Here is a 24,633-nt window from a genome sequence, read left to right on the forward strand (position 1 = left end):
CGTCCGGTGCGCTCGACCGTTACCCGTGTCAAGGAATCCCGACATGTTTGAGCGCCTGATCCGCTTTGCGATTGCGCACCGCTGGCTCGTGATGCTGGCGATCGCGGCCGTGGCCGCGTTGGGCGTGTTCAGCTACCAGCGGCTGCCGATCGACGCGGTGCCCGACATCACCAACGTGCAGGTGCAGATCAACACGTCCGCGCCCGGCTACTCGCCGCTCGAGGCCGAGCAACGCATCACCTACCCGGTCGAGACCGTGATGGCCGGGCTGCCGGGGCTGGAACAGACGCGCTCGATCTCGCGCTACGGGCTGTCGCAGGTGACCGTGATCTTCAAGGACGGCACCGACATCTACTTCGCGCGGCAGCTCGTCAACGAGCGCATCCAGGAGGCGAAGGACAAGCTGCCGGCCGGCATCGCGCCGGCGATGGGGCCGACGTCGACCGGCCTCGGCGAGATCTACCTGTGGACCGTCGAAGCCGACGCCGGCGCGCGCAAGCCCGACGGCACGCGCTATACGGCGGCCGACCTGCGCGAACTGCAGGACTGGGTCGTGCGGCCGCAACTGCGCAACGTGCGCGGCGTGACGGAGGTCAACTCGATCGGCGGCTACGTGAAGGAATACCGCGTCGCGCCGAACCCGACGAAGCTGATGTCGTACGGGCTGACGCTCGCCGACGTCGTGCGGGCGCTCGAGCGCAACAACGACAACGTCGGCGCCGGCTACATCGAAAAGCGCGGCGAGCAGTATCTCGTGCGCGTGCCGGGCCAGGCGCGCACCGTCGACGACATCGCGAACGTCGTGCTGACCAACGTCGGCGGCGTGCCGGTGCGGATGAAGGACGTCGGCGTGGTCGACATCGGCCGCGAACTGCGCACCGGCGCCGCGACGTCGAACGGCGAGGAAGTCGTGCTCGGCACGGTGTTCATGCTGATGGGCGAGAACAGCCGGACGGTGTCGAAGGCCGTCGCCGCGAAGATGGAAGACGTAAACCGCACGCTGCCGGCCGGCGTGAAGGCGGTTCCGGTGTACGACCGCACGGTGCTCGTCGAGAAGGCGGTCGCCACCGTGAAGAAGAACCTGCTCGAAGGCGCGGTGCTCGTGATCGCCGTGCTGTTCCTGTTCCTCGGCAACATCCGCGCGGCGCTGATCACCGCGCTCGTGATTCCGCTGTCGATGCTGATGACCTTCACCGGGATGGTCAACGCGAAGGTGAGCGCGAACCTGATGAGCCTCGGCGCGCTCGACTTCGGGATCATCGTCGACGGCGCGGTGGTGATCGTCGAGAACTGCGTGCGGCGGCTCGCGCATGCGCAGTCGGCGGCGGGGCGGCCGCTCACGCGCGACGAGCGTTTCGCCGAAGTGTTCGGCGCATCGCAGGAGGCGCGTCGCGCGCCGATTTTTGGGCAACTGATCATCATGGTCGTGTACCTGCCGATCTTCGCGCTGACCGGTGTCGAGGGCAAGATGTTCCATCCGATGGCGATTACCGTCGTGATGGCGCTCGCGGCCGCGATGGTGCTGACCGTCACGTTCATTCCGGCGGCCGTCGCGTTGTTCATCGGCGAGCGGGTCGAGGAGAAGGAGAACCGGCTGATGGGCTGGGCGCGGCGCGCGTATGCACCGGTGCTCGCCGCGTTCATGACGCGCCCGGCGCGCGTGATGATCGGGGCGGGCGCGATCGTGCTGGTCACGCTCGGGCTCGCGACGCGGCTCGGCAGCGAGTTCATCCCGAGCCTGAACGAGGGCGACCTGGCCGTGGCCGCGCTGCGGATTCCCGGCACGAGCCTGTCGCAGTCGGTCGAGATGCAGAAGTCGATCGAGAAGACGCTGAAGGCGCGCTTCCCCGAAATCGAGCGCGTGTTCGCGCGCACCGGCACGGCCGAGATCGCGGCCGACCCGATGCCGCCGAACCTGTCGGACGGCTACATCATGCTGAAGTCGGCCGACACGTGGCCCGACCCGAAGAAGCCGCGCGAGCAGCTCGTGCGCGAGATCGAGGACACGCTCGCCGAGCTGCCGGGCAACGCTTACGAGTTCTCGCAGCCGATCCAGCTGCGCTTCAACGAACTGATTTCCGGCGTGCGCAGCGACGTCGCCGTGAAGATCTTCGGCGACGACATGGCCGTGCTGAACCAGACCGGCGAGCAGATCGCGGCTGCGTTGCGGAAGGTGCCGGGCGCATCGGAGGTAAAGGTCGAGCAGACCACGGGCCTGCCGGTGCTGACCGTCAACCTTGACCGCGACAAGCTCGCGCGCTACGGCGTGAGCGTCGCCGACCTGCAGGACTCGGTAGCCGCGGCCGTCGGCGGGCAGAAGGCCGGCACGCTGTTTCAGGGAGACCGCCGCTTCGACATCGTCGTGCGGCTGCCCGACGAACTGCGCACCGACATCGAGGCGATCGAGCGGCTGCCGATCGCGCTGCCCGCGCCGGCCGCCGGCGCCAGCGCGCCGCTCGCGGCGGCGCCGTACGTGCCGCTGGCCGAACTCGCGACGATCGACGTGGTGCCGGGCCCGAACCAGATCAGCCGCGAGGACGGCAAGCGGCGGGTGGTCGTCAGCGCGAACGTGCGCGGGCGCGACGTCGTCTCGTTCGTCGCCGATGCGCGCGAGCAGTTGCAGCAGGACGTGCGCGTGCCGGCCGGTTACTGGATGTCGTGGGGCGGCCAGTTCGAGCAGCTGCAAAGCGCGAGCGAGCGCCTGAAGCTCGTCGTGCCGCTCGCGCTGTTCATGGTGTTCGTGCTGCTGTTCGTGATGTTCAACAACGTGAAGGACGGGCTGCTCGTGTTCACCGGCATTCCGTTCGCGCTGAGCGGCGGTGTCGTGTCGCTGTGGCTGCGCGGGATTCCGCTGTCGATCACGGCGGCGGTCGGTTTCATCGCGTTGTCCGGCGTGGCCGTGCTCAACGGCCTCGTGATGATCTCGTTCATCCGCAACCTGCGCGACGAAGGGATGCCGCTCGACGCGGCGGTGCACGACGGCGCGCTCACGCGGCTGCGGCCGGTGTTGATGACCGCGCTGGTCGCGTCGCTCGGCTTCCTGCCGATGGCGTTCGCGACCGGCACCGGCGCCGAGGTGCAGCGCCCGCTCGCGACGGTCGTGATCGGCGGTATCCTGTCGTCCACCGCGCTGACGCTGCTGGTGCTGCCGGTGCTGTACCGCGTGAGCCACGCGGTGTCGTGGCGCGCGGCGTTGCGCGGCGGTTTCGCCGCGGGCATGATGCGCCGGCTGGGTTTCTTCAAGGGTAACGCGTGATGCGAATTCTGATTGTCGAGGATGAACCGAAGACGGGCGCGTATCTGCGCAAGGGGTTGACCGAGGCCGGCTACGTCGTCGATTGGGTCGAGGACGGCATCACGGGCCAGCATCAGGCCGAAACCGAGGAGTACGACCTGCTCGTGCTCGACGTGATGCTGCCCGGGCAGGACGGCTGGACGCTGCTGCAGAACCTGCGGCGCAGCAAGTCGACGCCCGTGCTGTTTCTCACCGCGCGCGACGACGTCGGCGATCGCGTGAAGGGCCTCGAACTCGGCGCGGACGATTATCTCGCGAAGCCGTTCGATTTCGTCGAGCTGACCGCGCGCATCAAGTCGATCCTGCGGCGCGGCCAGCCGCGCGATTCGAACACGCTGCGCGTGGCCGATCTCGAACTCGACCTCACGCGACGCAAGGCCACGCGGCAGGGCGACACGATCCTGCTGACCGCGAAGGAGTTCGCGCTGCTGTGGCTGCTGATGCGCCGCGAAGGCGAGATCCTGCCGCGCGCGACGATCGCGTCGCAGGTATGGGACATGAACTTCAACAGCGACACGAACGTCGTCGATTCGGCGATCCGCCGGCTGCGCTCGAAGATCGACGACGCGTACGAACCGAAGCTGATCCATACGGTACGCGGGATGGGCTACGTGCTCGAAGCGCGCGGCGGCGCGGCCGCATGATCGCGCGCCTGCTGCCGCGGACGCTGCGCGGCCGGCTGACCGCGCTGATCATCCTGTCGACGTCGGTGATCCTCGCGTCGAGCGGCGTCGCACTGTACGAAGCGCTGAGCAACCGCGTCGAAACGACGGCAGCCGAGCAGATGGCCGGCATTTCCGCCGCATTGGGCGCGCATCTGGCCGAGGCGCGCACGACGGACGACGTCGCGCGCAATGCCGATATCTGGATCGACCAGTTGCACGGTCATCCGAACATGGATCTCGCGATCTTCGATGCAGCCGGCACGCGCGTCGTCGGCACGCCCGGCTTCCGCCCTTATACGCCGCTGTTGTCGATGAACGTCGGGCGCGCGCCGTCCGGCGTCGCGCCGCCCGGCGCGCGGCACCAGTATCTGGTGACGACCGTGCCGCTCGCCGGTGCAGGTGCGCCCGTGGTGCGCGTCGCCGTGCAGTACGACCGCAGCGCCGACATGCTGCTGTTGCGCACGCATGCTTATACGATCGTCGTGATCCAGGTGTTCGGCGTGGTGATCGCGGCCGCGATCGCGTACGGCATCGCCGCGCTCGGGCTGAGCCCGCTGCGGCGGTTCGCGGCGCGGGCCGAACAGATGTCGACGAGCCGGCTCGCGCATCCGCTGCCGGAACTCGATACGTCCGGCGAGCTGAAGGAGCTCGAGCATGCGTTCAACGGGATGCTCGCGCGGCTGAGCGAATCGTTCACGCGGCTGAGCCAGTTCTCGTCGAATCTCGCGCACGACATGCGCACGCCGCTGACGAACCTGCAGGCAGCCGCGCAGGTCGTGCTCTCGCAACCGCGCAACGCGGACGAATACCGGAGCGTGATCGAATCGAGCATCGACGAATACCAGCGGCTGTCGCGGATGATCGAGGACATGCTGTTTCTCGCGCGCTCGGAACAGGCCGGCACGTCGATCAGCGTGCGGCGGCTGAATGCGGCGCGGGAGGCGGAGCGGGTGGCCGGCTACTACGAGCCGCTGGCGGAAGATGAAGGCGTGACGGTGAAGGTCGACGGCTACGCGTGGGTCGATGCGGATCTGACGCTGTACCAGCGTGCGTTGAGCAACCTGCTGTCGAATGCGCTGACCTATGCGCCGCGCGGCAGCGTCGTGACGATCGATTGCGTCGAGCAGGGCGGCGCGACGACGATCGCCGTGTCGGATACGGGGCCCGGCATCGCGGCGGAACATGTCGGGCGGATTTTCGAACGCTTTTATCGCATCGATCCGTCACGCCACAATTCGGCGTCGGGCACGGGGCTCGGCCTCGCGATCGTCCGGTCGATCATGGACAATCACGGCGGCGAATGCGGCGTCGACAGCGAGCCGGGCCGCCGCACGACCTTCTGGCTGCGCTTCCCGCGACGGCCGGCCGAGCCCGAACGGCCGGCCGCCATCGGCACCTGACAGCGCGGGCGGATACGCCCGCGCATTCGCCGTCAGGCAGCCCCGCGCGGCGCGTTGCCGGCGGCCGTCTGGCCGCGCATCGTTACTTCGCGGCGAGGTCGTCGTGGTTGTCGGCCGGCGGCTTTTTCTCGCCGCCATGCACCGAAATCACGTGAAGCGCCTTGTTGCGCGCGACGACCTCGGCGGTCGGCGGGTACTGCGTCTTGCTGATCGGCACGATGCCGTCGTGCTGCGCCTGCTTCAGTTCGTTGACGACCTGCGTGCGGGTCTTGCCTTGCGTTTGCGTTTGGGCGAATGCGGCCTGCGTGGCGATGCCGAGCGACAGCGTGGCGGTGACGAACAGTGCTGCGAGTTTTGCCGTTTTCATCGAGTGCTCTCCTTGATCGGGGCCGCCGGGTGGCGAACCATGGACCCAGTATGCGAAAGCAGCCGTGCGTGATCGTGATCGCGAGATGAAAAATGCGTCAGATTTCGGCGCGCGCGGGAGTGCGGGGCGGATTCGATCGACATGACGCAACCGTCATGTTCGCGTCATGGGGGCGATGAGCGGGAAGCGGAACATGCAGTCTGCCGTTGGCTGAGCGCGCCGGCGGAATTCGTGTCGCCCGCGACAGCAGCATCGATAGAGGCGGCGCCGTTCAGACCTTCATCCCGGACCGAAAATTGCGTCGTCCCGCCATTCGTTTCTCCTTGATCGCAGTCCTGATCGTCACGTTGTTCGCGGGCTGTGCATCGACACGTTCCGGCACCACGGCCCTCGCTTCCGCCGCCGCGCGCAAGCCCGTGCCGGCCGACCTGCCGCCGGGCGAGCAGGTCGACTATGCGGGGCATCGTTGCGGCAATCCGAACCTGTATGTGAAAACGCATCCGTGCGTATACCCGCAGCGCAATTCCGCGCGGTGATCGTTGGACCCGCGCGTCGCCCGGCATCAACCGGCGATTGACCACCTTGAAGCCGCTCCAGGGGCAAGCGGTTTGACGCGGGCGCATCGGCGAGTGGCCGGCGCGCCCGTTCCGCTCAAAGCTGCGCGAGCGCCTGGTCGAGATCGGCGAGCAGGTCGTCGATATGCTCGATGCCGATCGACAGCCGCACCGTTTCTTCCTTCACGCCGGCCTTCGCGAGTTCGGCCGGCGACAACTGGCGGTGCGTCGTCGATGCCGGGTGCGTCGCGAGCGACTTCGTATCGCCGATGTTGACGAGCCGCGTGAACAGTTTCAGCGCATCCTGGAACTTCGCGCCGCCGTCGCGGCCGCCTTTCACGCCGAACGTCAAGATGCCCGGCGCACGGCCCGACAGGTAGCGGGCGACGAGCGGATGGTCGGGGTGATCGGGCAGGCCCGCATAGTTCACCCATTCGACGTGCTCGTGGCGCGCGAGATGCTGCGCGATCTTCAGCGCGTTGTCGCTGATCCGCTCGACCCGCAGCGCGAGCGTCTCGATGCCCTGCAGGATCTGGAACGCATTGAACGGCGAGATCGCCGCGCCCATGTTGCGCAGCGGCACCACGCGGGCGCGGCCGATATACGCGGCCGGCCCGAACGCTTCGGTATAGACGACGCCGTGATAGCTGACGTCCGGCTCGTTCAGCCGCTTGAAGCGGTCGGCGTGCTCGGCCCACGGGAACGTGCCCGAATCGACGATCGCGCCGCCGAGGCTCGTGCCGTGCCCGCCGAGATACTTCGTCAGCGAGTGCACGACGATGTCCGCGCCGTGCTCGAACGGGCGCAGCAGATACGGCGACGGCACCGTGTTGTCGACGATCAGCGGGATGCCGTGGCGATGCGCGACCTCGGCGAGCGCGGCGATGTCGGTCACGTTGCCGAGCGGGTTGCCGACCGATTCCGCGAAGATCGCCTTCGTGCGCGCATCGATCAGCGGCTCGAACGACGCGGGGTCACGCGGATCGGCGAAGCGCGTGGTGATCCCGTATTGCGGCAGCGTGTGCGCGAACAGGTTGTAGGTGCCGCCGTACAGCGAACTCGCGGACACGATGTTGTCGCCGGCTTCGGCGATCGTCTGGATCGCATACGTGACGGCGGCTTGTCCCGATGCAAGCGCGAGCGCGCCGATGCCGCCCTCGAGCGCGGCGATCCGCTGCTCGAGCACGTCCGTCGTCGGATTCATGATCCGCGTGTAGATGTTGCCCTGGACCTTCAGGTCGAACAGGTCGGCGCCGTGCTGCGTGTCGTCGAATGCGTACGCAACCGTCTGGTAGATCGGGACGGCGACCGCGCGCGTGGTCGGGTCGGGACGATAACCGCCGTGCACGGCGATGGTTTCGAGACGCCAGTTCGAATGGGCCTGATCGGTCATGGGTGCTCCGTTTGTTGTTGTGAAGGTCGAGGGGGCCTGCCGTCCGGCGATTATAGGAGCACGTGTGCAGGTGCCTTTAGAACGAATCGTGGGTTGCTTATGGGGGCGCGGCGCATAGAATGCGTCTTTCCGCAGACGGCGTGCGGGCGCACCGCACACTAGTTCTTGTCGGGATTCGAGTCGCTGCACTGGTCGGGATCGTCGCGCAACAGGACGCGGCGGATGCGGCCGTTGTCGTAGAACGGCACGTCCGGGCAGAACTTCATGCCGGCGCGCGTCGACGTCCGTTTCCAGGCGACCTTTTCGGTACGCGCGAGCGTCGGCGCGCCACCCGGCGCGCCCGGTTTCCAGATGTCGATATACACCCGCGACATCTGAGGCGAATCGCCTGTCTCGCAGTCCTTCAGCGCGCCCAGCGTCGAGCGCAGCCCGGTATCGGTCTGCTCGATGCGTTGCGGATACTCGATATGGCCGTTGCCGTAGCCGGGCACGACGTAGCAATAGCGACGCGTGTTTCCGTCGAGCACGGGCAGCAAGTAGCTGCTCGCCGAGTCGACCTCCTTCACGTCGTTGCCCTGCCAGCGGTAGGTCGTCACGCCGTGCTCGCAGCAGCTCGCGCGCCAGCTCTTCCAGATGAGCCGGTGGACCGGGTCGAAATCCGGCGACGTGATGTCTTGCAGTCCCTGCGGCGCATCGGCGAAGCGCCGCGTTTTCGGGTTGAAGATCCACGTCTGGTACGGGGTGTTCGGACCGGCCCCCATCGATTGCGCGAGCATCAGGTCGGGCCAGCCATCGAAGTTCGCGTCGGCGAAATCCGGTGTAAACAGGTTGCAGGTGCCCCGCGAATCGGTCTCGAGCGTCTGGACGAGGCGGCCGTGGTCGTACAGGCGGATTGCGGTGACTTCAGGCACGTCGGTGCACGAACCGCCATCGTCCGGCAGATGGTCGGCGACGAGGCGGATGTCGTAGGGGAACGGCCTGCCGTCCTGTTTCGGCGCGAGCGACACGGGCAGCGTACGCTTGCCGTCCGGCGAAGCCCATGTGCCGGCCACCGCGTTGTCGAGGGACGCAACGCGCCACGTGCCCGTCACGCGATCGGCGTCGGCTTTCGCCCCGCTATCGCGTTCCGACAGCGTCGCACCGTGCGCGTCGAGCGTTCCCTTCAATGCGAGCCGATAGCGTTTGTCGGACGTGCAGGGGGCGTAGCAGTACCAGCCCGATACCGTGTCGGCGACGCGCGACAACGAGACTTCGACGTGCCGGTTGCCGATCGTGCCGGCCCAGTTGCGCGACCAGAACGGGATCTCGACCGGCTCGTCGGCGTTTGCCGCGCGCACCGGCATCGACGCGAATGCGGTGATGGCGATCAGCGCGAGCGCAAGCGCGCTGCGCCAGCCGCGCGTGCGCCGCATCGCGGCCGCGTGGCGCGACGCGGTGATGAACGGGTGATGCATGGTTCGGCCCCTCGGTTTGTTATCGGTTATGTCTGCCGGTGTGTTTCGGTGCGATACGTGCGTCAGCGGCTTCCGGTCGCATCGGCGCGTCGATACAGGCGTGGCCACTGATCGTCGAACAGGCCGTTGCACGTGCCGTGCGTCGCGATATCGCCGAGCATGAAGCGCCGGCCGTCGAAGATCCACGATGCGGTCGAGCCGCAATCGCCGGCACTGCGCAGCCTCACCTTGCTCGACAGCGTCGCGCTGGCGGGATCGTAGCCGGCGTCGGTCAGTTCGTTCGCGAACGACGCCGAATCGAGTCCCGCGTTTGCGTTCTCGCCGAAATTCATCGCCGTCGGCGAGTAGGGCGCGGTTCGCCGCACGCGATACCACAGGTCGGTGTGGTTATACAGGCTGCTGGTCTGGCACGGGATCGCGACGAGCGCCTCGTCGGCCGAAATCGCCACGGCAGTGGACGCCTTGCTGCGATCGCGCGCGGGCATTTCGTCTTCGACCTCGGCCGCACATTGCTTCACGTCGCCGCCGAACTTCGCGAGCACCGCATCGACGAGCGGGCGCCGTTCGGCGCTCGACAGGGGCGAGGCGGGCGGCGGCGCGGGCATGACCGCGGGCGGCAGCGCTGGCGCGGCCGGCACCGCCGACGCCGGCCGGGTGCCCGGGCGCAGCAACGCCGTGACGGTGCCGACACGGCCCTGCGTGTCGTCGATCAACAGCAGCGCGGCACTCAATCCCGTCAACGGTGTGCGGGCGGTTTGTGCCGACGCCGGATCGCCGAAGCTCAGCAGTTGCCCATTGCGCGACGCGGTGAGCCAGGCGGCAACCGTTGCCGGATCGTCGGTCCGGATACGGAACGGGTGCGCGTCGTCATCGTCCGGTTTGCCGCCGAACGCATGCCATCGGGCCGCCATTGCATCGAACGGCCGGCCATCCACGCGTGCGGTGCGCAGGTCCAGCGGCGCCGAGGCGTAGAGGTCGAGCGAGGCTTGCGCGTCCGGGCCGGCATCGCGCGTCACGCGCAGAATGAGGTGGGGGCGTGCGTCGTCGATATCGTCCGCGTGGCTTTCGGCAATGCAGCGGTTGCCGTTGTCGCAGACGACCGACCAGTTCTTGAAGTCGCGTTCGACCGGTGGCCGCGCGAGCGGCAGAGCCTCGGCAACGAACGGGGAAACGGCGAGGAGGGCGGCGATGGCGAGCGAAAGGCGGTGCGACATGACGGTTCGTATCGACTGTGGATGGACGGGCGGAAGACGTCGGACTGCAAGCGTATCGTCAGCAAGCGGGGCAGGTCGAAGGCTGCGGCGCATGCGGCGGCGCGCTCTGGCGAACGGCATCGAGTATACCGCCGAGATGGGCTGCGATCGTGACTGCGACACGTAGCAAGCGGGCACGGTCGTTGCTCGCAGGCATCGATCGGACGCGTGCGGATGCAAAAACGGCGCGATCCCCGGAGGCGTCGCGCCGTTCACTTTTCATCGGCCGTCGACCACGTCGCGCAGGAACGCGTCGAGCATCGCCACGTCGCCCCACGGCCGCTTGTATTCGCGATCGTGTTCGGCATCGGCGAGCATCGTCTCGACCAGCGCATGGATCGCCGGCCGGCGCGGCCCGTATTCGCTTTCGTTCGCGCTCATCTTCAGCGCGAGCAACGCATCGAGCTCCGCGCGCACCGTCGGCTCGTGCACGGTCCCGTCGACGAGATCGACGAAGCGCATCGGCGGCATGCCGAGCCCCATGTCGATCCAGCGCACCGCGAGCAGCGGACGCAGTACGTACAGGTACTTCTTGTAACGCACCGTGTCGCCTTGCAGATAGCCGCGAAAATTCTTCTTCGCCATCGCGAGGTAGTGATGACGCCCGCGTACCGGCGAGAAGAACGCCGATGCGAGCGACCTGAGCCGCGGCGCCCAGCGCGTATCTTCGCGATACACGACGGGCGAGTCGAGCCATTCGAGCAGCGTCGGATTCGAGCGTCGCAGCAATTGCAGCGCCTTGCGCAATTCCCAGCCGCCGACGTCGAGTTCGTCGTCGAGCGGCCGTTCGATCACGTCGCGTTGCGGTTCGACGCTCAGGTACCAGTCGCGCCGGTGTGCATACACGAAGCGTACGTCGTAATCGCTGTCCGGCGACGCGAATCCCCAGCCGCGGCTGCCCGATTCGCACGCGAACAGTACGCTCACATCGTGGCGGCGCTCGACTTCCGCGAGCTCCGCCATCACGCGCGCCCGCACCGCCGGGTCGATCGGGTGCGCGCTGCGCACGGTCGTCATCGTCTTGTCGGTTTTCATCGTTGTCGTTTTCCTTTCGTTGTGCGCGGCCGCCGGCCATCGGCCGCGCACCGCGCTAACCCTTCACGCACACCACCTGGCGCAGCGTGTGCACCACTTCGACGAGGCTGCGCTGGGCCGCCATCACCGCGTCGATGTCCTTGTAGGCCATCGGGATTTCGTCGACGACGCCCGCGTCCTTCCGGCATTCGACGCCCTGCGTCGCCTTCGCCTGATCGTCGGCCGTGAAGCGGCGCTTCGCTTCGGTACGGCTCATCGTCCGGCCCGCGCCGTGGCTGCACGAGCAGAAGCTCTCCGGGTTGCCGAGCCCGCGCACGATGAAGCTCTTCGCGCCCATCGAGCCCGGGATGATCCCGAGTTGCCCCTTCTGCGCGGACACCGCGCCCTTGCGCGTGACGAGCACGTCTTCGCCGAAGTGGCGTTCGCGCTGCACGTAGTTGTGGTGGCAGTTCACCGCATGCTCGTCGACCGAGAACGGTGTGCCGATCACGCCGCGCGCCGCGCCGATCACCGCGTCCATCATCGCCTGCCGGTTGCGCCGCGCGTAGTCCTGCGCCCAGCCGACCGCCTCGACGTAATCGTCGAAGTGCCGGCTGCCTTCGGTGAAATACGCGAGGTTGCGGTCCGGCAGGTTCGCGATGTGTTGGCGCATGTCTGCCTGCGCGAGTTCGATGAACAGGCTGCCGATCGCATTGCCGACGCCACGCGAGCCGCTGTGCAGCATGAACCACACGCGGTCCGCCTCGTCGATGCACACCTCGATGAAGTGGTTGCCGGTGCCGAGCGTGCCGAGATGCGCGTAGTGGTTCGTCTTTTCCAGCTTCGGATACTTGTCGACGATCCGCTGGAAGCCCGGTTGCAGCGACTTCCACGCGTCGGTCACGGCGGCCGGCGTGCGATCGCCCCATGCGCCCGGATCGCGGCGGCCCGGCGCGCGGCCGTGCGGCACCGCGCGCTCGATCGCACTGCGCAGCCCACCCAGCGAATCCGGCAGGTCGGACGCCGTCAGCGTCGTGCGCGCGGCCATCATCCCGCAACCGATGTCGACGCCGACCGCGGCCGGAATGATCGCGCCCTTCGTCGGAATCACGCTGCCGATCGTCGAGCCCTTGCCGAGGTGCACGTCCGGCATCACCGCGACGTGGCCGAAGATGAACGGCATCTGCGCGGTGTTGCGCAGTTGTGCGCGTGCTTCCTCTTCGACGGCGACGCCTTGCGTCCACATCTTCACCGGCTTGCCGTTCGCCAGTTCCATCACCTGATAATCCATGTCTGTCATCTGCTTCACCTGATTCATTTCGGGGTCCGACGCGAGTCACCTGCCTCGCGCCGGATGCCGCATTACGCGCCCTTGATGCTGACGAGTCCGTTCAGCACCTGGTCGAGACCGCCGAACACCGAGATGCGGTCGATCCGTTCCGCGACGCGCTCGAGCGTTTCCAGCTCCTTGAGCCGCAGCGCGGTCGGGTTCTCTTCCATTACCTTCGCGGTGTTCAGCAGCGAACGCGTGGCCGCCGTTTCCTCGCGGCGGCGAATCACGTTCGCCTGCGCGGACTTCTCCGCCTCGACCACCTGCGCGAGGATCGTCTTCATGTCGCCCGGCAGCACGATATCCTTCACGCCGACACTGCGCACGTCCACGCCCGAATCGCCGAGACGGGCACGCACTTGCGCGATCACGACGTCGTCGATCGACTGCTTGTCCTCCAGCAGCTCGTCGAGCGAGCGCGTGCCGACCGCCGAACGCAGCGCGAACTGCAGCTCGCGATACAGGTGTTCGACCGGTTTCTGCAACTGGCCGAACGCATGCAGCACGTCCGCATAGCACCACGTCGCCGACAGGTTCAGCCGCAGCGCGACCTTGTCGCGCGTCAGGATTTCCTGTCCGCCGACTTCGATCGCCTGCAAGCGCAGGTCGACGAGTTCGACCGCGACGTCGCGATTGAAGCGCCAGAACGCCGACGTACCCGCGTCCAGCAGCCGCTCGATCCTGCCGTCGATCTTCAGTACACCGACGTGGTACGCCGGCACCTGCGCCAGCAGCACGCCCGTCAGCCCCGCCACGCCGCGTGCACGCAGCGCCGGCTGCGCGATGCGCTTCACGAGCGCGGCCGGCAGCATGCTGTCCTGCGCGAGATCGATGCGCTCGAGACGGTGCGCGATCAGGCCGCGCCAGTACAGCCGGCGCGTGCCGGGCGCCAGGATCTCGACGAGCACGTCGTCTTCGTAGCGCAGGCCCGCTTCATCGTCGGCGAGATCCATCGCGACGAAATACTGCGCGAGCACGTCCTGTGCGTCGTGACGCAGGTAATCGGCCAGTGCGGCGTCGGCGAGCGGCGCATCGAGACGCGCGGTCTGCACCGACAGGCGCTTGAACGGATCGAAGGCCTTGTACACGCCCGGTTCCAGCACCTTCACGAAATCGCCCTCGTTCATCAGCAGCGCGCGTTCGTTCTTTTTCACGACATGTCGCATCCACATATTCTTGTCCTTATCTTCAATGGCCGCCGGGTGACACGCATCGTGCGGATCGCGGGGCGACGCAACCGGGCGGGCGGCGCGCCGGCCCGGCGTCGAAGTGCACGACGACGCATCCTGCATCGCGTCGTCGTGCGCCTTCGCGCGGGCCGTGCGGCCGTCCGGCCGATCGCGCGGAACCGCAACCGGTCCGACGCGCGGCGGGCCTTGCGGCCCGCACCGGCGGGTACTGCTTCTATCAAGATGACTGTCCTTGCGGACAGCGTTCGGGCGGGATTCGAACCCGCCACCGGCCGGCTTTCGCCGGCTGCTCCACCCGACTGAGCTTCCGAACAATGGGGCGCCCCGGGATTCGAACCCGGGCGAGGCATCCTGGCGCGCCCCCTGCCTTCGTCTGTCCATGGCGGCATGCGCTGCCGCGACGAACGAGGTTCGGCGGCGGCGCACCAGCAGGGCTTTGTGAACCCTGGCTCGTGGGCCAGCGGGACATCCGGCGCTTTGTATTCAGCGAGGAGCGTGCCAGTGCGCGCACTTGACCTTCAAATATTTTTTAAGTTTTTGAAAATAAACAGTATTTTTCTTTGATGCGTGATCGGGTGTGAATGCCTCCTGCCGCGCGTCGTCCGAAAAATCCGATAGAATTGGATCGCCTCTTATCTCATGAGATAAACATGCGAAAGACTGTCGCGATCGGTTTTCTCGGCACCGTGCTCGACCAGGGTGGCCGCGCGCCGCGCCGTTACCGCAAATGGCGGCCGACGATTTCGCTGTGCGAGCAGCCCGCCCTCCCGATCGACCGGCTCGAACTGCTGCATTCGCTGGACTACACGCGTCTCGCCAACCAGGTGCGAGACGATCTCGCGCGCGTGTCGCCGCACACCGACGTGCGGCTCACGCCGGTCACGATCCACGATCCGTGGGATTTCGAGGAGGTCTATGCGACGCTGCACGACTACGCTCGCGCGTATCCGTTCGACCTCGAACACGAGGATTACCTGATCCACATCACGACCGGCACGCACGTCGCGCAGATCTGCTGGTTCCTGCTCGCGGAAGCGCGCTACCTGCCCGCGCGCCTCGTGCAGACGGGGCCGCCGCAGCGAACCGACGAAGGGCCGAGCGGGCCGGGCACGATCTCGGTGATCGATCTCGACCTGTCGCGCTACAACCGGATCGCGCAGCGCTTCACGCGCGAGCGCGACGAAACGGTGTCGTTCCTGAAGGCCGGCATCGCGACGCGCAATGCACGCTTCAACGCGCTGATCGAGCAACTGGAGCGCGTGGCCGTGCGGTCGCGCGCGCCGATGTTGCTGGTCGGGCCGACGGGCGCCGGCAAGTCGTTTCTCGCGAAGCGCGTGTACGAGCTGAAGCGCGGCCGGCATCGGCTCGCCGGGCCGTTCATCGAGATCAACTGCGCGACGCTGCGCGGCGACGCGGCGATGTCGACGCTGTTCGGTCACGTGAAGGGCGCGTTCACCGGCGCGCAATCGGCGCGCGCGGGGTTGCTGCGCGCGGCGGACGGCGGGCTGCTGTTTCTCGACGAGATCGGGGAACTCGGGCTCGACGAGCAGGCGATGCTGCTGAAGGCGATCGAGGAGAAGCGCTTCCTGCCGGTGGGCGCGGACGTCGAGGCGACCAGCGATTTCGAGCTGATCGCGGGCACGCACCGCGACCTGCGGCAGATGGTGGCGGCCGGGACGTTCCGCGAGGATCTGTATGCGCGGATCAACCTGTGGACTTACGAATTGCCGGGGCTCGCGGAGCGCCGCGAGGACATCGAGCCGAACCTCGAATTCGAACTCGACCGTTTCGGCCGCGAGCAGGGCGAGCAGGTGCGTTTCAACGTGGAGGCGAAGCGGCGCTATCTCGCGTTCGCGGCGTCGCCGCGCGCGACGTGGGCCGGCAACTTCCGCGAGCTGTCGGCGTCGGTCACGCGGATGGCGACGCTGGCCGACGCGGGGCGGATTACCGAGGCGCTCGCCGAGCAGGAAGTCGAGCGGCTGACGCGCACGTGGTCGTCGCCGGGTGGGGCGGGGGCATCGGATGCGTGCGTCGACGCGGTGTTCGGCGTGCGTGCGGCGGAACTCGACCTGTTCGACCGTGCGCAACTCGAGCGCGTGCTCGACGTGTGCCGCACGTCGGCGAGCCTGTCGGAAGCCGGACGCACGCTGTTCGCCGTGTCGCGGCAGAGCAAGAAGCAGCCGAACGATGCGGACCGGTTGCGCAAGTATCTCGCGCGGTTCGGACTCGATTGGGATGCGGTGCGGCGCGCGCTCGATGGCGTGTGAGCGCGAGGGGCGCGTGATGTCTGCGTTGCGCCCGTTACGCGTGGCAGATCGCGATGATTTCCGCGCTGCTCGCCTCGTCGAACGGGGCATGCTCCCAATCGCCGTACCAGTCGGCCGCCGCGAAACCGGCCGCCGTCACGCGCGCCCGCAACTCAGGTTGCGCGATGAAACGCAGCCGGCTTGTATTCGTCAGCACCGTATCGTCGCGGCGGAAGCGGTAGCGCGTGTCGAACGTCACGATCGCGTCGTCGATCGCACGCACCGCGTGATGGAGATCGACGATGCCGAATGCGTGCGACTCGACGCTGCGTGCCGACTGCGCGGGCGTCCATGTTCGCCATGGTTCGGTGCGCGGGTTGCGGGTGTCGAACAGGAAACGGCCGCCGTCGGCGAGCACGCGTCGCACGCCGCGCAGCGTCGCGTCGACGTCGTCGTCGCTCAGCAGGCACTGGAACGCGTGCCCGGTCATCACGACCGCATCGAACGGCGCGCCGGGCGGCAGGCCGTCGAGCGCGCACGCGAGCCAGCGTACCGCGTCGGCGCCCGGCTGGCGTCGCGCGTAATCGATCATCGCCGGCGCGGGATCGATCGCGACGACATCATGCCCGGCCGCCGCGAGCCGTCGCGCGAACGTGCCGGTGCCGCAGCCGAGATCGAGGATGCGTCGCCGGCCGGCGCCGATCGCGGTGGCGTAGAACGCGAAGTCCCGATCGCCCGCGTTGAACAGGTCGTACACCGCGACGAGGCGCGGGTCGGTGTAGAGCAGGTCCGCGTCGGCGCGCGTCATGCGGCCGCGCGCATCAGCGCTGCTGCACGGCCACGCGCAGCCCGAGCGCGATGAAGATCGAGCCGATGATCTTGCCTTGCCAGCGCGTGAGCCACGTGAGCCGCTTCACGATGCGGCCGAGCGGGCGGATCGAGCACGCGATCAACGTCGTGTAGAGCGAACTGAGCACGACGAAGATCAGCCCGAGCACCGCGAACTGCACGAACGTCGAACCGCGCTCCGGATGCACGAACTGCGGCATGAACGCGAGGAAGAACAGCGCGGTTTTCGGGTTCAGCACCTCGGCGGGAATCGCCTGAAGGTACGCCCTGAGCGGCGTGACGGGCGACACCTTCGGCAGCGACGGATCGGCCGCCTTCTCGAGCAGCGCGCGCACGCCGAGATAGATCAGGTACGCGGCGCCGGCCAGCTTCACGACGTTGAACGCGAGCGCCGACGTCATCAGCAGCGCGGACAGCCCGACGGCCGCGAACAGCGTATGCACGAAATCGCCGCTCGCGACGCCGAGGCCGGTCAGGATGCCGGTCTTGCGGCCGCCCTGCACGGTGCGGCTCAGCACGAGCAGCACGGCGGGGCCGGGGATCAGGAACAGGCCCAGAACGACGGCCGTGAAGGTGGTCAGCGTGGTCAGGTCGAACATGGCGGCTCCGGCAGGTGGCGCAGCGGCAGGGGATCGGCGCATTGTATTCCGTCCGGTGCACGGCCGCAGACGCGCGTCGAACGGCGCGGCTGCGCTGGCGCGTTTCTGGTATAAGCACGACAGGACGCGCCGGCGTCCTGCCTTCTTCACAGCCCGTCGTTCCATGCGCGACCTTCCACCGATCACCGATCCCGCCGCGGACGCCGACGTCTATCACGTGCCGCGTCCGCTCGTCGTGTTCGGCGGCTCGGTCGTCGAGCCCGAATGGCGGCTCGAGCGGCACAGCCATCGCCAGGCGCAACTGCTGTACACGTTGAGCGGCGTCGTCTATTGCGAGATCGACGGCGGCGTGTGGACCGCGCCGCCGCAATGCACGGTCTGGATTCCGGGCGATGTCCCGCACGCGGCGCGCGGCTCGGCCGGCGCGACCTTCTACGCGGTACTGGTCGAACCCGACGCGGCGCTGGACCTGCCCACGCGCTGCTGCACGCTGGCCATGTCGCCGCTGTTGCGCGAGCTGCTGCTGAAGGCGGCCAGCTTCCCGAACCTGTACGACGTCGACGGGCCGCAAGGGCGGCTGGTGGCGACGCTGCTCGACGAACTCGTCGCGGCGCCGGTCGAGGATCTGTACCTGCCGATGCCGACCGACCGCCGGCTGCGCAAGCTGATCGACCATCTGCTCGCCGATCCGGCCGACAAGTCGCCGCTGGCCGAACTCGCGCGGCGCGCGGGCATCAGCGAGCGCAGCCTCACGCGGCTCGCGACGAAGGAGCTCGGCATGAGCCTCGGCGACTGGCGCCGTCGGCTGCACGTCGCGCTGTCGCTGCGGATGCTGACGACCGGCCGCCGCGTTCACCAGATCGCGATCGATCTCGGCTACGAGAGCGCGAGCAGTTTCGTCACGATGTTCCGCAAGGCGACCGGCAAGTCGCCGACCCAATACCTGACCGACCGGCAACGCTGACCGTCCACGCTGCACGCTCACGCACGTTTGGCCGGATTGAAAAAGCAGTTGGCCGGGATGAGAAATGACGCATCGGGTCTCGATCCATAAGATGAGAATCGTTCTCATCTGGAGGTCGACATGCAAATCGTCACGACTGAATTCCCGTTTGTCTGGCTGCGTTACAGCGGCTCGACCCACACCGATCCCGCTCGCCTGATCGCCGAACTCGACGCGTTGCTCGCGCGCCGCGAACGCTTCGTCTTGCTGACCGACGATGCGCCGTCCGGCGACGATCGTCCGGACAACGATCACGAGATGCGCAAACAGCTCGCGAAGTGGAGCAAGGCCAACCGCGCGCTGTCGCGCGAACGGATCCCCGGGATGATCGCGATCGAGCCCAACGCGGCGCGCCGCGTGGCGCTCAATGCCTTTTCGGGCGCCTTCGAGAAGGTCTGGGGCTATCCGCTGAACGCGACGGCGAGCCGCGACGACGCACTGGCGCTCGCGCAACGGCTGCTCGCCGAACCGGCGCCCGGCGTCGCGGCGGCGAACGCCTGACCCGAGGGCCGCGCGGGTCGCGCGGCTTGCGTCGACATCGACATCGACACGCCGCACGGTGCGCGAATGCGCGCGGCGGCATATCGCAACCACGCAGAGGTGTTGGGTGGACAATCCGATCCGCGCGATGCGCATCTTCACGCGCATCGTCGAAATGAACAGCTTCACGCGCGCGGCGCAGGCGCTCGGCATTTCGCGCGCCACCGCGACGCGCACCGTGCAGGAACTCGAAGCGGCGCTCGGCATGCCGCTGCTGGTGCGCACGACGCGCGCGCTGCGGGCGACGCCCGAAGGCGACGCGTATTACCGGCGCTGCGTCAGCATCACCGCGGACGTCGACGAGCTCGAAGCGAGCATCCGCGGCGCCGCGCTGCATCCGAGCGGGCCGTTGCGCGTCGAATTGCCGGCGTCGGTGGCGGGCGCGATCGTGTTGCCGGCGCTCGGCGAATTTCATGCGCGGCATCCCGATCTCGAGCTGATCCTCGCCGTGGCCGGGCGCGCGGGCGATCGCATCGGCGACGCGATCGACTGCAGCGTCCGGCTCGGTGCGTTGCCCGATTCGTCGCTCGTCGCGCGCCGACTCGGCTCGCTCGAGCGCGTGACGTGCGCGAGCCCCGCGTATCTCGACCGCTTCGGCGTGCCGTGCACGCTCGACGATCTGGACGCGCATCGCGCGGTGGCCGGCGCGCACGTGTGCGGTCAGCGTCCGGCCGAACTCGAGTTCGTGGTGGACGACGCGGTGCGCAAGGTGCAACTCGACGGCATCGTCAGCGTGGACGACGAGCAGGCGTATCTCGCGTGCGGCGCGCACGGCCTCGGGTTGATCCAGCCGACGCGCGTCGCCGCGCAACCGCTGATCGACGCGGGGCGATTGCGGGAAGTGCTGCCGCGCTGGCAACCCGATGCGCTCGCCGTGTCGGCCGTCTATGTGAAGCGCCCGCATGTGTCGCCCGGCGTGCGGGCGTTCGTCGACTGGATCGCGGAGCGCTTCGTGCAGGCCGGGTATGAGCAGGCAGGACTGGCGGCGGCGGGGGCGGTGGGATGGCGGCCGGCGTTGGCGGGTGCGGCCGCTAGCGGCGACCGCTACGGCGGGCTGGTAGCGGTGGCCTGACGGCGGGATGCGAGCCGTGCCTGACGCTGCCATGCACAAGTGACCGACACCCCTACGTCGCCTTCAGCCGCCCCAAATCCTCCGCCAGGAAATCGACGAACGCGCGAATCCGCGTGGACATCTGGTGACGCTGCGCATACACCGCGTAGATGTCGGCGCTCGGCGTTTCATGGTCGGGCAGCACGACGACCAGCCTGCCGTCGGCAAGATAGTCGCGCAGATCCCATTCCGCGCGCATCAGGATCCCGTGCCCGTCGAGCGCCCACTTCACCGCGATCTCGCCGTCGTTCGTCGTCAGGTTGCCGTTGATCCGTACGGCTTCCGTGTGGCGGCCCGCGCCGCGCCCGCTCGTCAGGCGCCATACGCCGTAACCTTCGTCGCCCTGCCGGATGCCGATGCAGTTGTGTCGCGTGAGGTCGTGCGGCGTGCCGGGCGTCCCGTGCCGCGCGAGATACGCGGGCGCCGCGCACAGCAGCCGGCGGTTCGGCGCGAGCCGCCGCGCGACGACACGCGTGTCGGGCGGTTCGCCGAAGCGGATGCACACGTCGAATGCGTCGTCGGTGAGCGGCGGCGGCATCACCGACAACTGCAACTGCACCGACACCTCCGGATAGCGCGCGACGAAGCGCGAGATCGCCGGGCCGACATGGCTGCGCCCGAAACCGAGCGTCGCATTCACGCGCAGCAGGCCTTTCGGCCGCTGCTTCGCGCTGCCGAGCAGTTCGCCGAGTTCGTCCATCTGATCGAGGATCCGGCGTGCGTACTCCAGATAGACGTCGCCTTCCGGCGTCAGCATCATCCGCCGCGTCGTGCGGTTGACGAGCGTCACGCCCGCGCGCCGCTCCATCTGCGTGAGCCGCTTGCTGACGGCCGCCGCGGTCAGCCCGAGTTCGCGCGCGGCCGCGCTCAGGCTGCCCGAGGCGGCCAGCGTCGAGAAGAAGCCGAGATCGGCCGGCTGGACGGTATCCGCCATGACGGGATTCATGAATTGAAGTTAAAGATGCTTTGAGTATAGCCCCGGTTTACGTACTTCCAGTTCGGTAAAGTGCGTACACGCTCACGATCGATCGAGGATGTCCGCATGAAGACCTACCGTATCGCAACGATTCCCGGCGACGGCATCGGCAAGGAAGTGGTGCCTGCGGCCAAGCAGGTGCTGGAAGCGCTGGCCCGCGGCAGCGACCGCTTTGCGTTCGCGTTCGAGGATTTCGACTGGGGCGCCGATTACTACCGCCGGCACGGCGCGATGATGCCGGCCGACGGCCTCGACGCGCTGCGCGGCAAGGACGCGATCCTGTTCGGCTCCGCGGGCGACCCGGACGTGCCCGACCACGTGACGCTGTGGGGGCTGCGCCTGAAGATCTGCCAGGGCTTCGACCAGTACGCGAACGTGCGTCCGACGCGCATCCTGCCGGGCATCGATGCGCCGCTGAAACGCTGCGGGCCGGACGACCTGAACTGGGTGATCGTCCGCGAGAACTCCGAAGGCGAATATGCGGGCGTCGGCGGCCGCGTGCATCAGGGCCATCCGATCGAGGCCGCGACCGACGTGTCGATCCTCACGCGCGCCGGCGTCGAACGCATCATGCGCTTCGCGTTCCGGCTCGCGCAGTCGCGACCGCGCAAGCTGCTGACCGTGATCACGAAGAGCAACGCGCAGCGGCACGCGATGGTGATGTGGGACGAGATCGCGAAACAGATCGCGCAGGAGTTTCCCGACGTGACGTGGGACAAGGAGCTCGTCGACGCGGCGACCGCGCGCATGGTCAACCGTCCGGCGTCGCTCGACACGATCGTCGCGACCAACCTGCACGCGGACATCCTCAGCGATCTCGCCGCCGCGCTTGCGGGCAGTCTCGGCATCGCGCCGACCGGCAACATCGATCCCGAGCGGCGCTACCCGTCGATGTTCGAGCCGATCCACGGCTCCGCGTTCGACATCATGGGCAAGGGGCTCGCGAATCCGGTCGGCACGTTCTGGTCGGTCGTGATGCTGCTCGAGCATCTCGGCGAGACGGAAGCGGCCGCGCGCGTGATGCACGCGATCGAGGCCGTGACGGCCGACCCGTCGCTGCATACGCGCGACCTCGGCGGCAGTGCGACGACCGCGCAAGTGACGGCGGCCGTTTGCGAGCGCGTCGCGAACGCGGCAGTCGCGGCCTGACGGCGGCGACGCGGCGGCGGCCGCGCGTGCGCGCCGCCGAGCGCCGAGCGCTCGCTTCATTCAGGCATTTTCAGCCCGCGACTCGCGCATGCGACGCGAGCCGGGCGCCGGCCGGCGCGCGGGGTCCAACGACCGACGGCGCACGGCCCGACCTCGAAGGAGGAGACACATGCAAGCGGATCTGGAAACCCGCGTCGCGCGGAAACTGATGTGGCGCATCATTCCGTTCGTGATGCTGCTTTACTTCGTCAGCTTTCTCGATCGCGTCAACGTCGGCTTCGCGGCGATGACGATGAACAAGGCGATCGGCCTGTCGCCGACCGCGTTCGGGTTCGGCGGCGGCCTGTTCTTCATCGGCTACTTTCTGTTCGAAGTGCCAAGCAACCTGATTCTCCATCGCGTCGGCGCGCGCATCTGGATCGCACGCGTGATGATCACGTGGGGGATCGTGTCGGCGGTGTCCGCGTTCGCGGCCGGGCCGACGAGCTTCTACGTGCTGCGCTTCCTGCTCGGCATGGCCGAAGCCGGTTTCTTCCCCGGCGTCATCCTGTACCTGAGCCTGTGGTTTCCCGCGAAGCAGCGCGCGGTGGCCGCCGCGTGGTTCATGGCGGCAGCGCCGATCTCGACCGCGATCGGCTCGCCGCTGTCGGGCGCGATCATGCAGATGCCGCCGATGTTCGGGCTCGCCGACTGGCAAGTGCTGTACATCGTCGAGGCGCTGCCGGCGGTCGTGCTGGGCTTCGTCGTGCTGAAGCGCCTGACCGATGCGCCGTCGCAGGCCGCGTGGCTGCGGGCCGACGAACGCGACTGGCTGATCGCGAAGCTGAAGGCGGAAGCGGACGCGCGCCACACGCACGCCGGGCACACGGCCGGCGCATGGCAGGCGCTGCGCGACCCGCGCGTGCTGGCGCTCGCGCTGATCTACTTCGGCACGTCGGCGGGGCTGTACACGCTCGGCCTGTGGGCGCCGCTGATGGTCAAGCAGTTCGGTTTCACTGCATTGCAGACGGGCATGCTGACCGGCATTCCGAGCATCGCCGCCGTGGTCGCGATGATCGTGTGGGCACGGCATTCGGATCGCACCGGCGAGCGCACATGGCACGTCGTGATTCCATGCGTGCTGGCCTGCATCGGCTTCGTGTTCGCGGGGCAGGCGAGCACGGCGTTGCTGACGGTGCTCGCGCTGGTCGTCGTCAACATCGGCATCAGTGCCGCGAAGGCGCCGCTGTGGGCGATGCCGAGCGCGTTCCTGTCGGGGGCCGGCGCGGCGGCGGGGATCGCGATGATCAATTCGATCGGCAATCTCGGCGGGTTCGTCGGGCCGTTCGCGATCGGCTGGTTGAAGCATGTGACGGGCGGGTATGCGGCGGGGCTGTATGTGGTCGCGGGGACGCTCGCCGTGTCGGCGGTGGTGACGTTGATGTTGAGCCGGACGGGGGCGCGCGAGCAGGTCGTGTCGGGCGTACGGCAACATCATTGAGAGCGGCGCGCGTTCGCTTGCATGCGTCCGACGTGCATGCGGTGCGCCGACGACGGCGCACGACCGAAGCCGCCGCGTCAATGGGCGGGAAGGGCCACGCGGCGAGCGATCTCCGTCGCGCACCCATCGGCCGACGCGTTCGACGTATCGATCACGCAATCGCTGAACGCGCGCGACGCGTAGCCTTCGCGATACATTTGCGCGACGCGTTCCCGCTCCCAGTCCGTCAGGGCGCGCGTGCCGCGATTCGACGCCGCAACCGCCTCGGGCGGCGCGAGCGTCACGACGAAAAGACGCGCATCGCGTGCGTTGCACGCCGCGCGCAGCCGCTCGAATTCCGCTTCGCCGATTGGATAGGCGATCACGAGGTGGCGTTCGCGCGCTTGCGCGATCCGCGTGACCAGCCGCTCCAGCGCGATCGCCCATTGCACGTCGAACGGCGCGTCTTCAGGCGCGTCGTGATCGTCGCCGTCGATGAAGCGCGCATCGGGCAGCACGCGTGCGAGTGCGCGGCCGATCGTCGTCTTGCCGCTGTTGATCGGGCCGTTCAGATGGATGACGGTGAGCGGCGTGTTCGTCGATGTAGAGGACATGAGGAGCAGGATGGATCGGACGCCTTCATTGTGCCTCGACGTGAAATCTATTTGTAATGTCGACTCCGAAGCGATTAGAAAAATTATTCGATCAAGCACCCTAAAGAAAGGCGTGGCCCCGCCGTTACTCTTCCTCGGTATCGCAAAAAAAGTATGACGAAAGCAGTACAAC

Annotated in this window: 21 protein-coding genes and 1 tRNA gene; 10 read left to right on the forward strand and 12 right to left on the reverse strand. The window is 67.8% G+C overall.

From position 1 onward, the window contains the following. The first annotated feature begins 43 nt into the window (after positions 1-43). Genes QZM72_RS14495 through QZM72_RS14505 form a run of 3 tightly spaced genes read left to right on the forward strand, consistent with a single transcriptional unit; the run spans position 44 to position 5,360 of the window. Entirely contained in the window at positions 44-3,256 is a 3,213-nt protein-coding gene (locus tag QZM72_RS14495; protein ID WP_301738450.1) for an efflux RND transporter permease subunit, read from the forward strand. Next, positions 3,256-3,939: a heavy metal response regulator transcription factor IrlR gene (irlR, locus tag QZM72_RS14500; protein WP_006490455.1), complete on the forward strand. Its 684-nt coding sequence runs from the start codon at positions 3,256-3,258 to the stop codon at positions 3,937-3,939. The genes QZM72_RS14495 and irlR overlap by 1 nt, the downstream gene beginning before the upstream one ends. Beyond that, entirely contained in the window at positions 3,936-5,360 is a 1,425-nt protein-coding gene (locus tag QZM72_RS14505; protein ID WP_301738451.1) for a heavy metal sensor histidine kinase, read from the forward strand. Before irlR ends, QZM72_RS14505 begins: the two co-directional genes overlap by 4 nt. Positions 5,361-5,442: 82 nt before the next feature. Here the strand turns inward: QZM72_RS14505 and QZM72_RS14510 are convergent, their stop codons facing one another. After that, on the reverse strand, positions 5,443-5,727 hold the full coding sequence (locus QZM72_RS14510) for a DUF4148 domain-containing protein (protein WP_089469163.1): 285 nt from the start codon (positions 5,725-5,727) through the stop codon (positions 5,443-5,445). Between the two features lie 206 nt (positions 5,728-5,933). Here QZM72_RS14510 and QZM72_RS14515 point away from each other — a divergent pair, with 206 nt between their 5' ends. After that, positions 5,934-6,263, forward strand: coding sequence for a hypothetical protein (locus QZM72_RS14515; protein WP_301738452.1), 330 nt, complete (start codon positions 5,934-5,936; stop codon positions 6,261-6,263). 115 nt (positions 6,264-6,378) lie between these two features. Here QZM72_RS14515 and QZM72_RS14520 read toward each other — a convergent pair whose 3' ends face one another. The 7 genes from QZM72_RS14520 to QZM72_RS14550 all read right to left on the reverse strand — a co-directional run bounded on the left by QZM72_RS14520 (position 6,379) and on the right by QZM72_RS14550 (position 14,229). Beyond that, positions 6,379-7,674, reverse strand: a complete 1,296-nt coding sequence (locus tag QZM72_RS14520) for an O-acetylhomoserine aminocarboxypropyltransferase/cysteine synthase family protein (RefSeq protein ID WP_301738453.1) — start codon at positions 7,672-7,674, stop codon at positions 6,379-6,381. Positions 7,675-7,832: 158 nt separating this feature from the next. Then, positions 7,833-9,128 carry a nitrite reductase gene (locus QZM72_RS14525; RefSeq protein ID WP_301738454.1) on the reverse strand — a complete coding sequence of 432 codons (1,296 nt, stop codon included), beginning with the start codon at positions 9,126-9,128 and terminating at the stop codon, positions 7,833-7,835. A gap of 62 nt (positions 9,129-9,190) precedes the next feature. Next, complete coding sequence (locus tag QZM72_RS14530; RefSeq protein ID WP_301738571.1) at positions 9,191-10,342, reverse strand: DUF1176 domain-containing protein; 1,152 nt, start codon at positions 10,340-10,342, stop codon at positions 9,191-9,193. Positions 10,343-10,600: 258 nt separating this feature from the next. Then, positions 10,601-11,416 (reverse strand): nucleotidyltransferase domain-containing protein, encoded by an 816-nt coding sequence (locus QZM72_RS14535; protein ID WP_089469167.1) that lies wholly within the window; start codon positions 11,414-11,416, stop codon positions 10,601-10,603. Positions 11,417-11,471: 55 nt separating this feature from the next. Next, a complete protein-coding gene (locus QZM72_RS14540) occupies positions 11,472-12,695 on the reverse strand; it encodes an RtcB family protein (protein WP_301738455.1) in 1,224 nt (407 codons plus the stop codon). A 62-nt stretch (positions 12,696-12,757) separates the two neighbouring features. Next, the gene (locus tag QZM72_RS14545; RefSeq protein WP_301738456.1) at positions 12,758-13,897 is read right to left on the reverse strand and encodes a slipin family protein; all 1,140 of its coding nucleotides are present in this window, start codon (positions 13,895-13,897) and stop codon (positions 12,758-12,760) included. A gap of 259 nt (positions 13,898-14,156) precedes the next feature. Then, positions 14,157-14,229: transfer RNA gene (locus tag QZM72_RS14550), tRNA-Phe, on the reverse strand. A gap of 336 nt (positions 14,230-14,565) precedes the next feature. Between QZM72_RS14550 and rtcR the strand changes: the two genes are divergently transcribed. Then, positions 14,566-16,182 (forward strand): RNA repair transcriptional activator RtcR, encoded by a 1,617-nt coding sequence (gene rtcR / locus QZM72_RS14555; RefSeq protein ID WP_301738457.1) that lies wholly within the window; start codon positions 14,566-14,568, stop codon positions 16,180-16,182. A 34-nt stretch (positions 16,183-16,216) separates the two neighbouring features. Here rtcR and QZM72_RS14560 read toward each other — a convergent pair whose 3' ends face one another. Then, positions 16,217-16,969 carry a bifunctional 2-polyprenyl-6-hydroxyphenol methylase/3-demethylubiquinol 3-O-methyltransferase UbiG gene (locus QZM72_RS14560; RefSeq protein WP_301738459.1) on the reverse strand — a complete coding sequence of 251 codons (753 nt, stop codon included), beginning with the start codon at positions 16,967-16,969 and terminating at the stop codon, positions 16,217-16,219. A gap of 13 nt (positions 16,970-16,982) precedes the next feature. Further along, on the reverse strand, positions 16,983-17,609 hold the full coding sequence (locus tag QZM72_RS14565; RefSeq protein WP_301738460.1) for a LysE family translocator: 627 nt from the start codon (positions 17,607-17,609) through the stop codon (positions 16,983-16,985). A gap of 163 nt (positions 17,610-17,772) precedes the next feature. Between QZM72_RS14565 and QZM72_RS14570 the strand changes: the two genes are divergently transcribed. The 3 genes from QZM72_RS14570 to QZM72_RS14580 all read left to right on the forward strand — a co-directional run bounded on the left by QZM72_RS14570 (position 17,773) and on the right by QZM72_RS14580 (position 20,224). After that, positions 17,773-18,573: a helix-turn-helix domain-containing protein gene (locus QZM72_RS14570; RefSeq protein WP_089469172.1), complete on the forward strand. Its 801-nt coding sequence runs from the start codon at positions 17,773-17,775 to the stop codon at positions 18,571-18,573. Positions 18,574-18,693: 120 nt separating this feature from the next. Further along, entirely contained in the window at positions 18,694-19,113 is a 420-nt protein-coding gene (locus QZM72_RS14575) for an ATP--cob(I)alamin adenosyltransferase (RefSeq protein ID WP_301738461.1), read from the forward strand. Between the two features lie 106 nt (positions 19,114-19,219). Then, entirely contained in the window at positions 19,220-20,224 is a 1,005-nt protein-coding gene (locus QZM72_RS14580; RefSeq protein WP_301738462.1) for a LysR family transcriptional regulator, read from the forward strand. 52 nt (positions 20,225-20,276) lie between these two features. On the opposite strand, the gene QZM72_RS14585 is transcribed toward QZM72_RS14580, so the two are convergent. Then, positions 20,277-21,197 (reverse strand): LysR substrate-binding domain-containing protein, encoded by a 921-nt coding sequence (locus QZM72_RS14585; RefSeq protein ID WP_301738464.1) that lies wholly within the window; start codon positions 21,195-21,197, stop codon positions 20,277-20,279. 108 nt (positions 21,198-21,305) lie between these two features. Here QZM72_RS14585 and QZM72_RS14590 point away from each other — a divergent pair, with 108 nt between their 5' ends. Both QZM72_RS14590 and QZM72_RS14595 read left to right on the forward strand, forming a co-directional pair. Continuing rightward, positions 21,306-22,388, forward strand: coding sequence for a tartrate dehydrogenase (locus QZM72_RS14590; protein WP_089469176.1), 1,083 nt, complete (start codon positions 21,306-21,308; stop codon positions 22,386-22,388). A 169-nt stretch (positions 22,389-22,557) separates the two neighbouring features. Then, positions 22,558-23,868: an MFS transporter gene (locus QZM72_RS14595; RefSeq protein ID WP_301738466.1), complete on the forward strand. Its 1,311-nt coding sequence runs from the start codon at positions 22,558-22,560 to the stop codon at positions 23,866-23,868. Positions 23,869-23,945: 77 nt separating this feature from the next. Here the strand turns inward: QZM72_RS14595 and QZM72_RS14600 are convergent, their stop codons facing one another. Continuing rightward, positions 23,946-24,461: a shikimate kinase gene (locus QZM72_RS14600; protein WP_301738468.1), complete on the reverse strand. Its 516-nt coding sequence runs from the start codon at positions 24,459-24,461 to the stop codon at positions 23,946-23,948. Positions 24,462-24,633: the final 172 nt, after the last annotated feature.

It is taken from the genome of Burkholderia sp. AU45388 (assembly GCF_030481585.1).
Classification (GTDB): domain Bacteria; phylum Pseudomonadota; class Gammaproteobacteria; order Burkholderiales; family Burkholderiaceae; genus Burkholderia; species Burkholderia sola.

Excerpts from the sequence above, each read along its gene's own strand:
- QZM72_RS14495 (WP_301738450.1), top strand. The coding sequence starts at position 44 with ATGTTTGAGCGCCTGATCCGCTTTGCGATTGCGCACCGCTGGCTCGTG.
- irlR (WP_006490455.1), top strand. The coding sequence starts at position 3,256 with ATGCGAATTCTGATTGTCGAGGATGAACCGAAGACGGGCGCGTATCTG.
- QZM72_RS14505 (WP_301738451.1), top strand. The coding sequence starts at position 3,936 with ATGATCGCGCGCCTGCTGCCGCGGACGCTGCGCGGCCGGCTGACCGCG.
- QZM72_RS14510 (WP_089469163.1), bottom strand. The coding sequence starts at position 5,727 with ATGAAAACGGCAAAACTCGCAGCACTGTTCGTCACCGCCACGCTGTCG.
- QZM72_RS14520 (WP_301738453.1), bottom strand. The coding sequence starts at position 7,674 with ATGACCGATCAGGCCCATTCGAACTGGCGTCTCGAAACCATCGCCGTG.
- QZM72_RS14525 (WP_301738454.1), bottom strand. The coding sequence starts at position 9,128 with ATGCATCACCCGTTCATCACCGCGTCGCGCCACGCGGCCGCGATGCGG.
- QZM72_RS14530 (WP_301738571.1), bottom strand. The coding sequence starts at position 10,342 with ATGTCGCACCGCCTTTCGCTCGCCATCGCCGCCCTCCTCGCCGTTTCC.
- QZM72_RS14535 (WP_089469167.1), bottom strand. The coding sequence starts at position 11,416 with ATGAAAACCGACAAGACGATGACGACCGTGCGCAGCGCGCACCCGATC.
- QZM72_RS14540 (WP_301738455.1), bottom strand. The coding sequence starts at position 12,695 with ATGACAGACATGGATTATCAGGTGATGGAACTGGCGAACGGCAAGCCG.
- QZM72_RS14545 (WP_301738456.1), bottom strand. The coding sequence starts at position 13,897 with ATGTGGATGCGACATGTCGTGAAAAAGAACGAACGCGCGCTGCTGATG.
- rtcR (WP_301738457.1), top strand. The coding sequence starts at position 14,566 with ATGCGAAAGACTGTCGCGATCGGTTTTCTCGGCACCGTGCTCGACCAG.
- QZM72_RS14560 (WP_301738459.1), bottom strand. The coding sequence starts at position 16,969 with ATGACGCGCGCCGACGCGGACCTGCTCTACACCGACCCGCGCCTCGTC.
- QZM72_RS14565 (WP_301738460.1), bottom strand. The coding sequence starts at position 17,609 with ATGTTCGACCTGACCACGCTGACCACCTTCACGGCCGTCGTTCTGGGC.
- QZM72_RS14570 (WP_089469172.1), top strand. The coding sequence starts at position 17,773 with ATGCGCGACCTTCCACCGATCACCGATCCCGCCGCGGACGCCGACGTC.
- QZM72_RS14575 (WP_301738461.1), top strand. The coding sequence starts at position 18,694 with ATGCAAATCGTCACGACTGAATTCCCGTTTGTCTGGCTGCGTTACAGC.
- QZM72_RS14585 (WP_301738464.1), bottom strand. The coding sequence starts at position 21,197 with ATGGCGGATACCGTCCAGCCGGCCGATCTCGGCTTCTTCTCGACGCTG.
- QZM72_RS14590 (WP_089469176.1), top strand. The coding sequence starts at position 21,306 with ATGAAGACCTACCGTATCGCAACGATTCCCGGCGACGGCATCGGCAAG.
- QZM72_RS14595 (WP_301738466.1), top strand. The coding sequence starts at position 22,558 with ATGCAAGCGGATCTGGAAACCCGCGTCGCGCGGAAACTGATGTGGCGC.
- QZM72_RS14600 (WP_301738468.1), bottom strand. The coding sequence starts at position 24,461 with ATGTCCTCTACATCGACGAACACGCCGCTCACCGTCATCCATCTGAAC.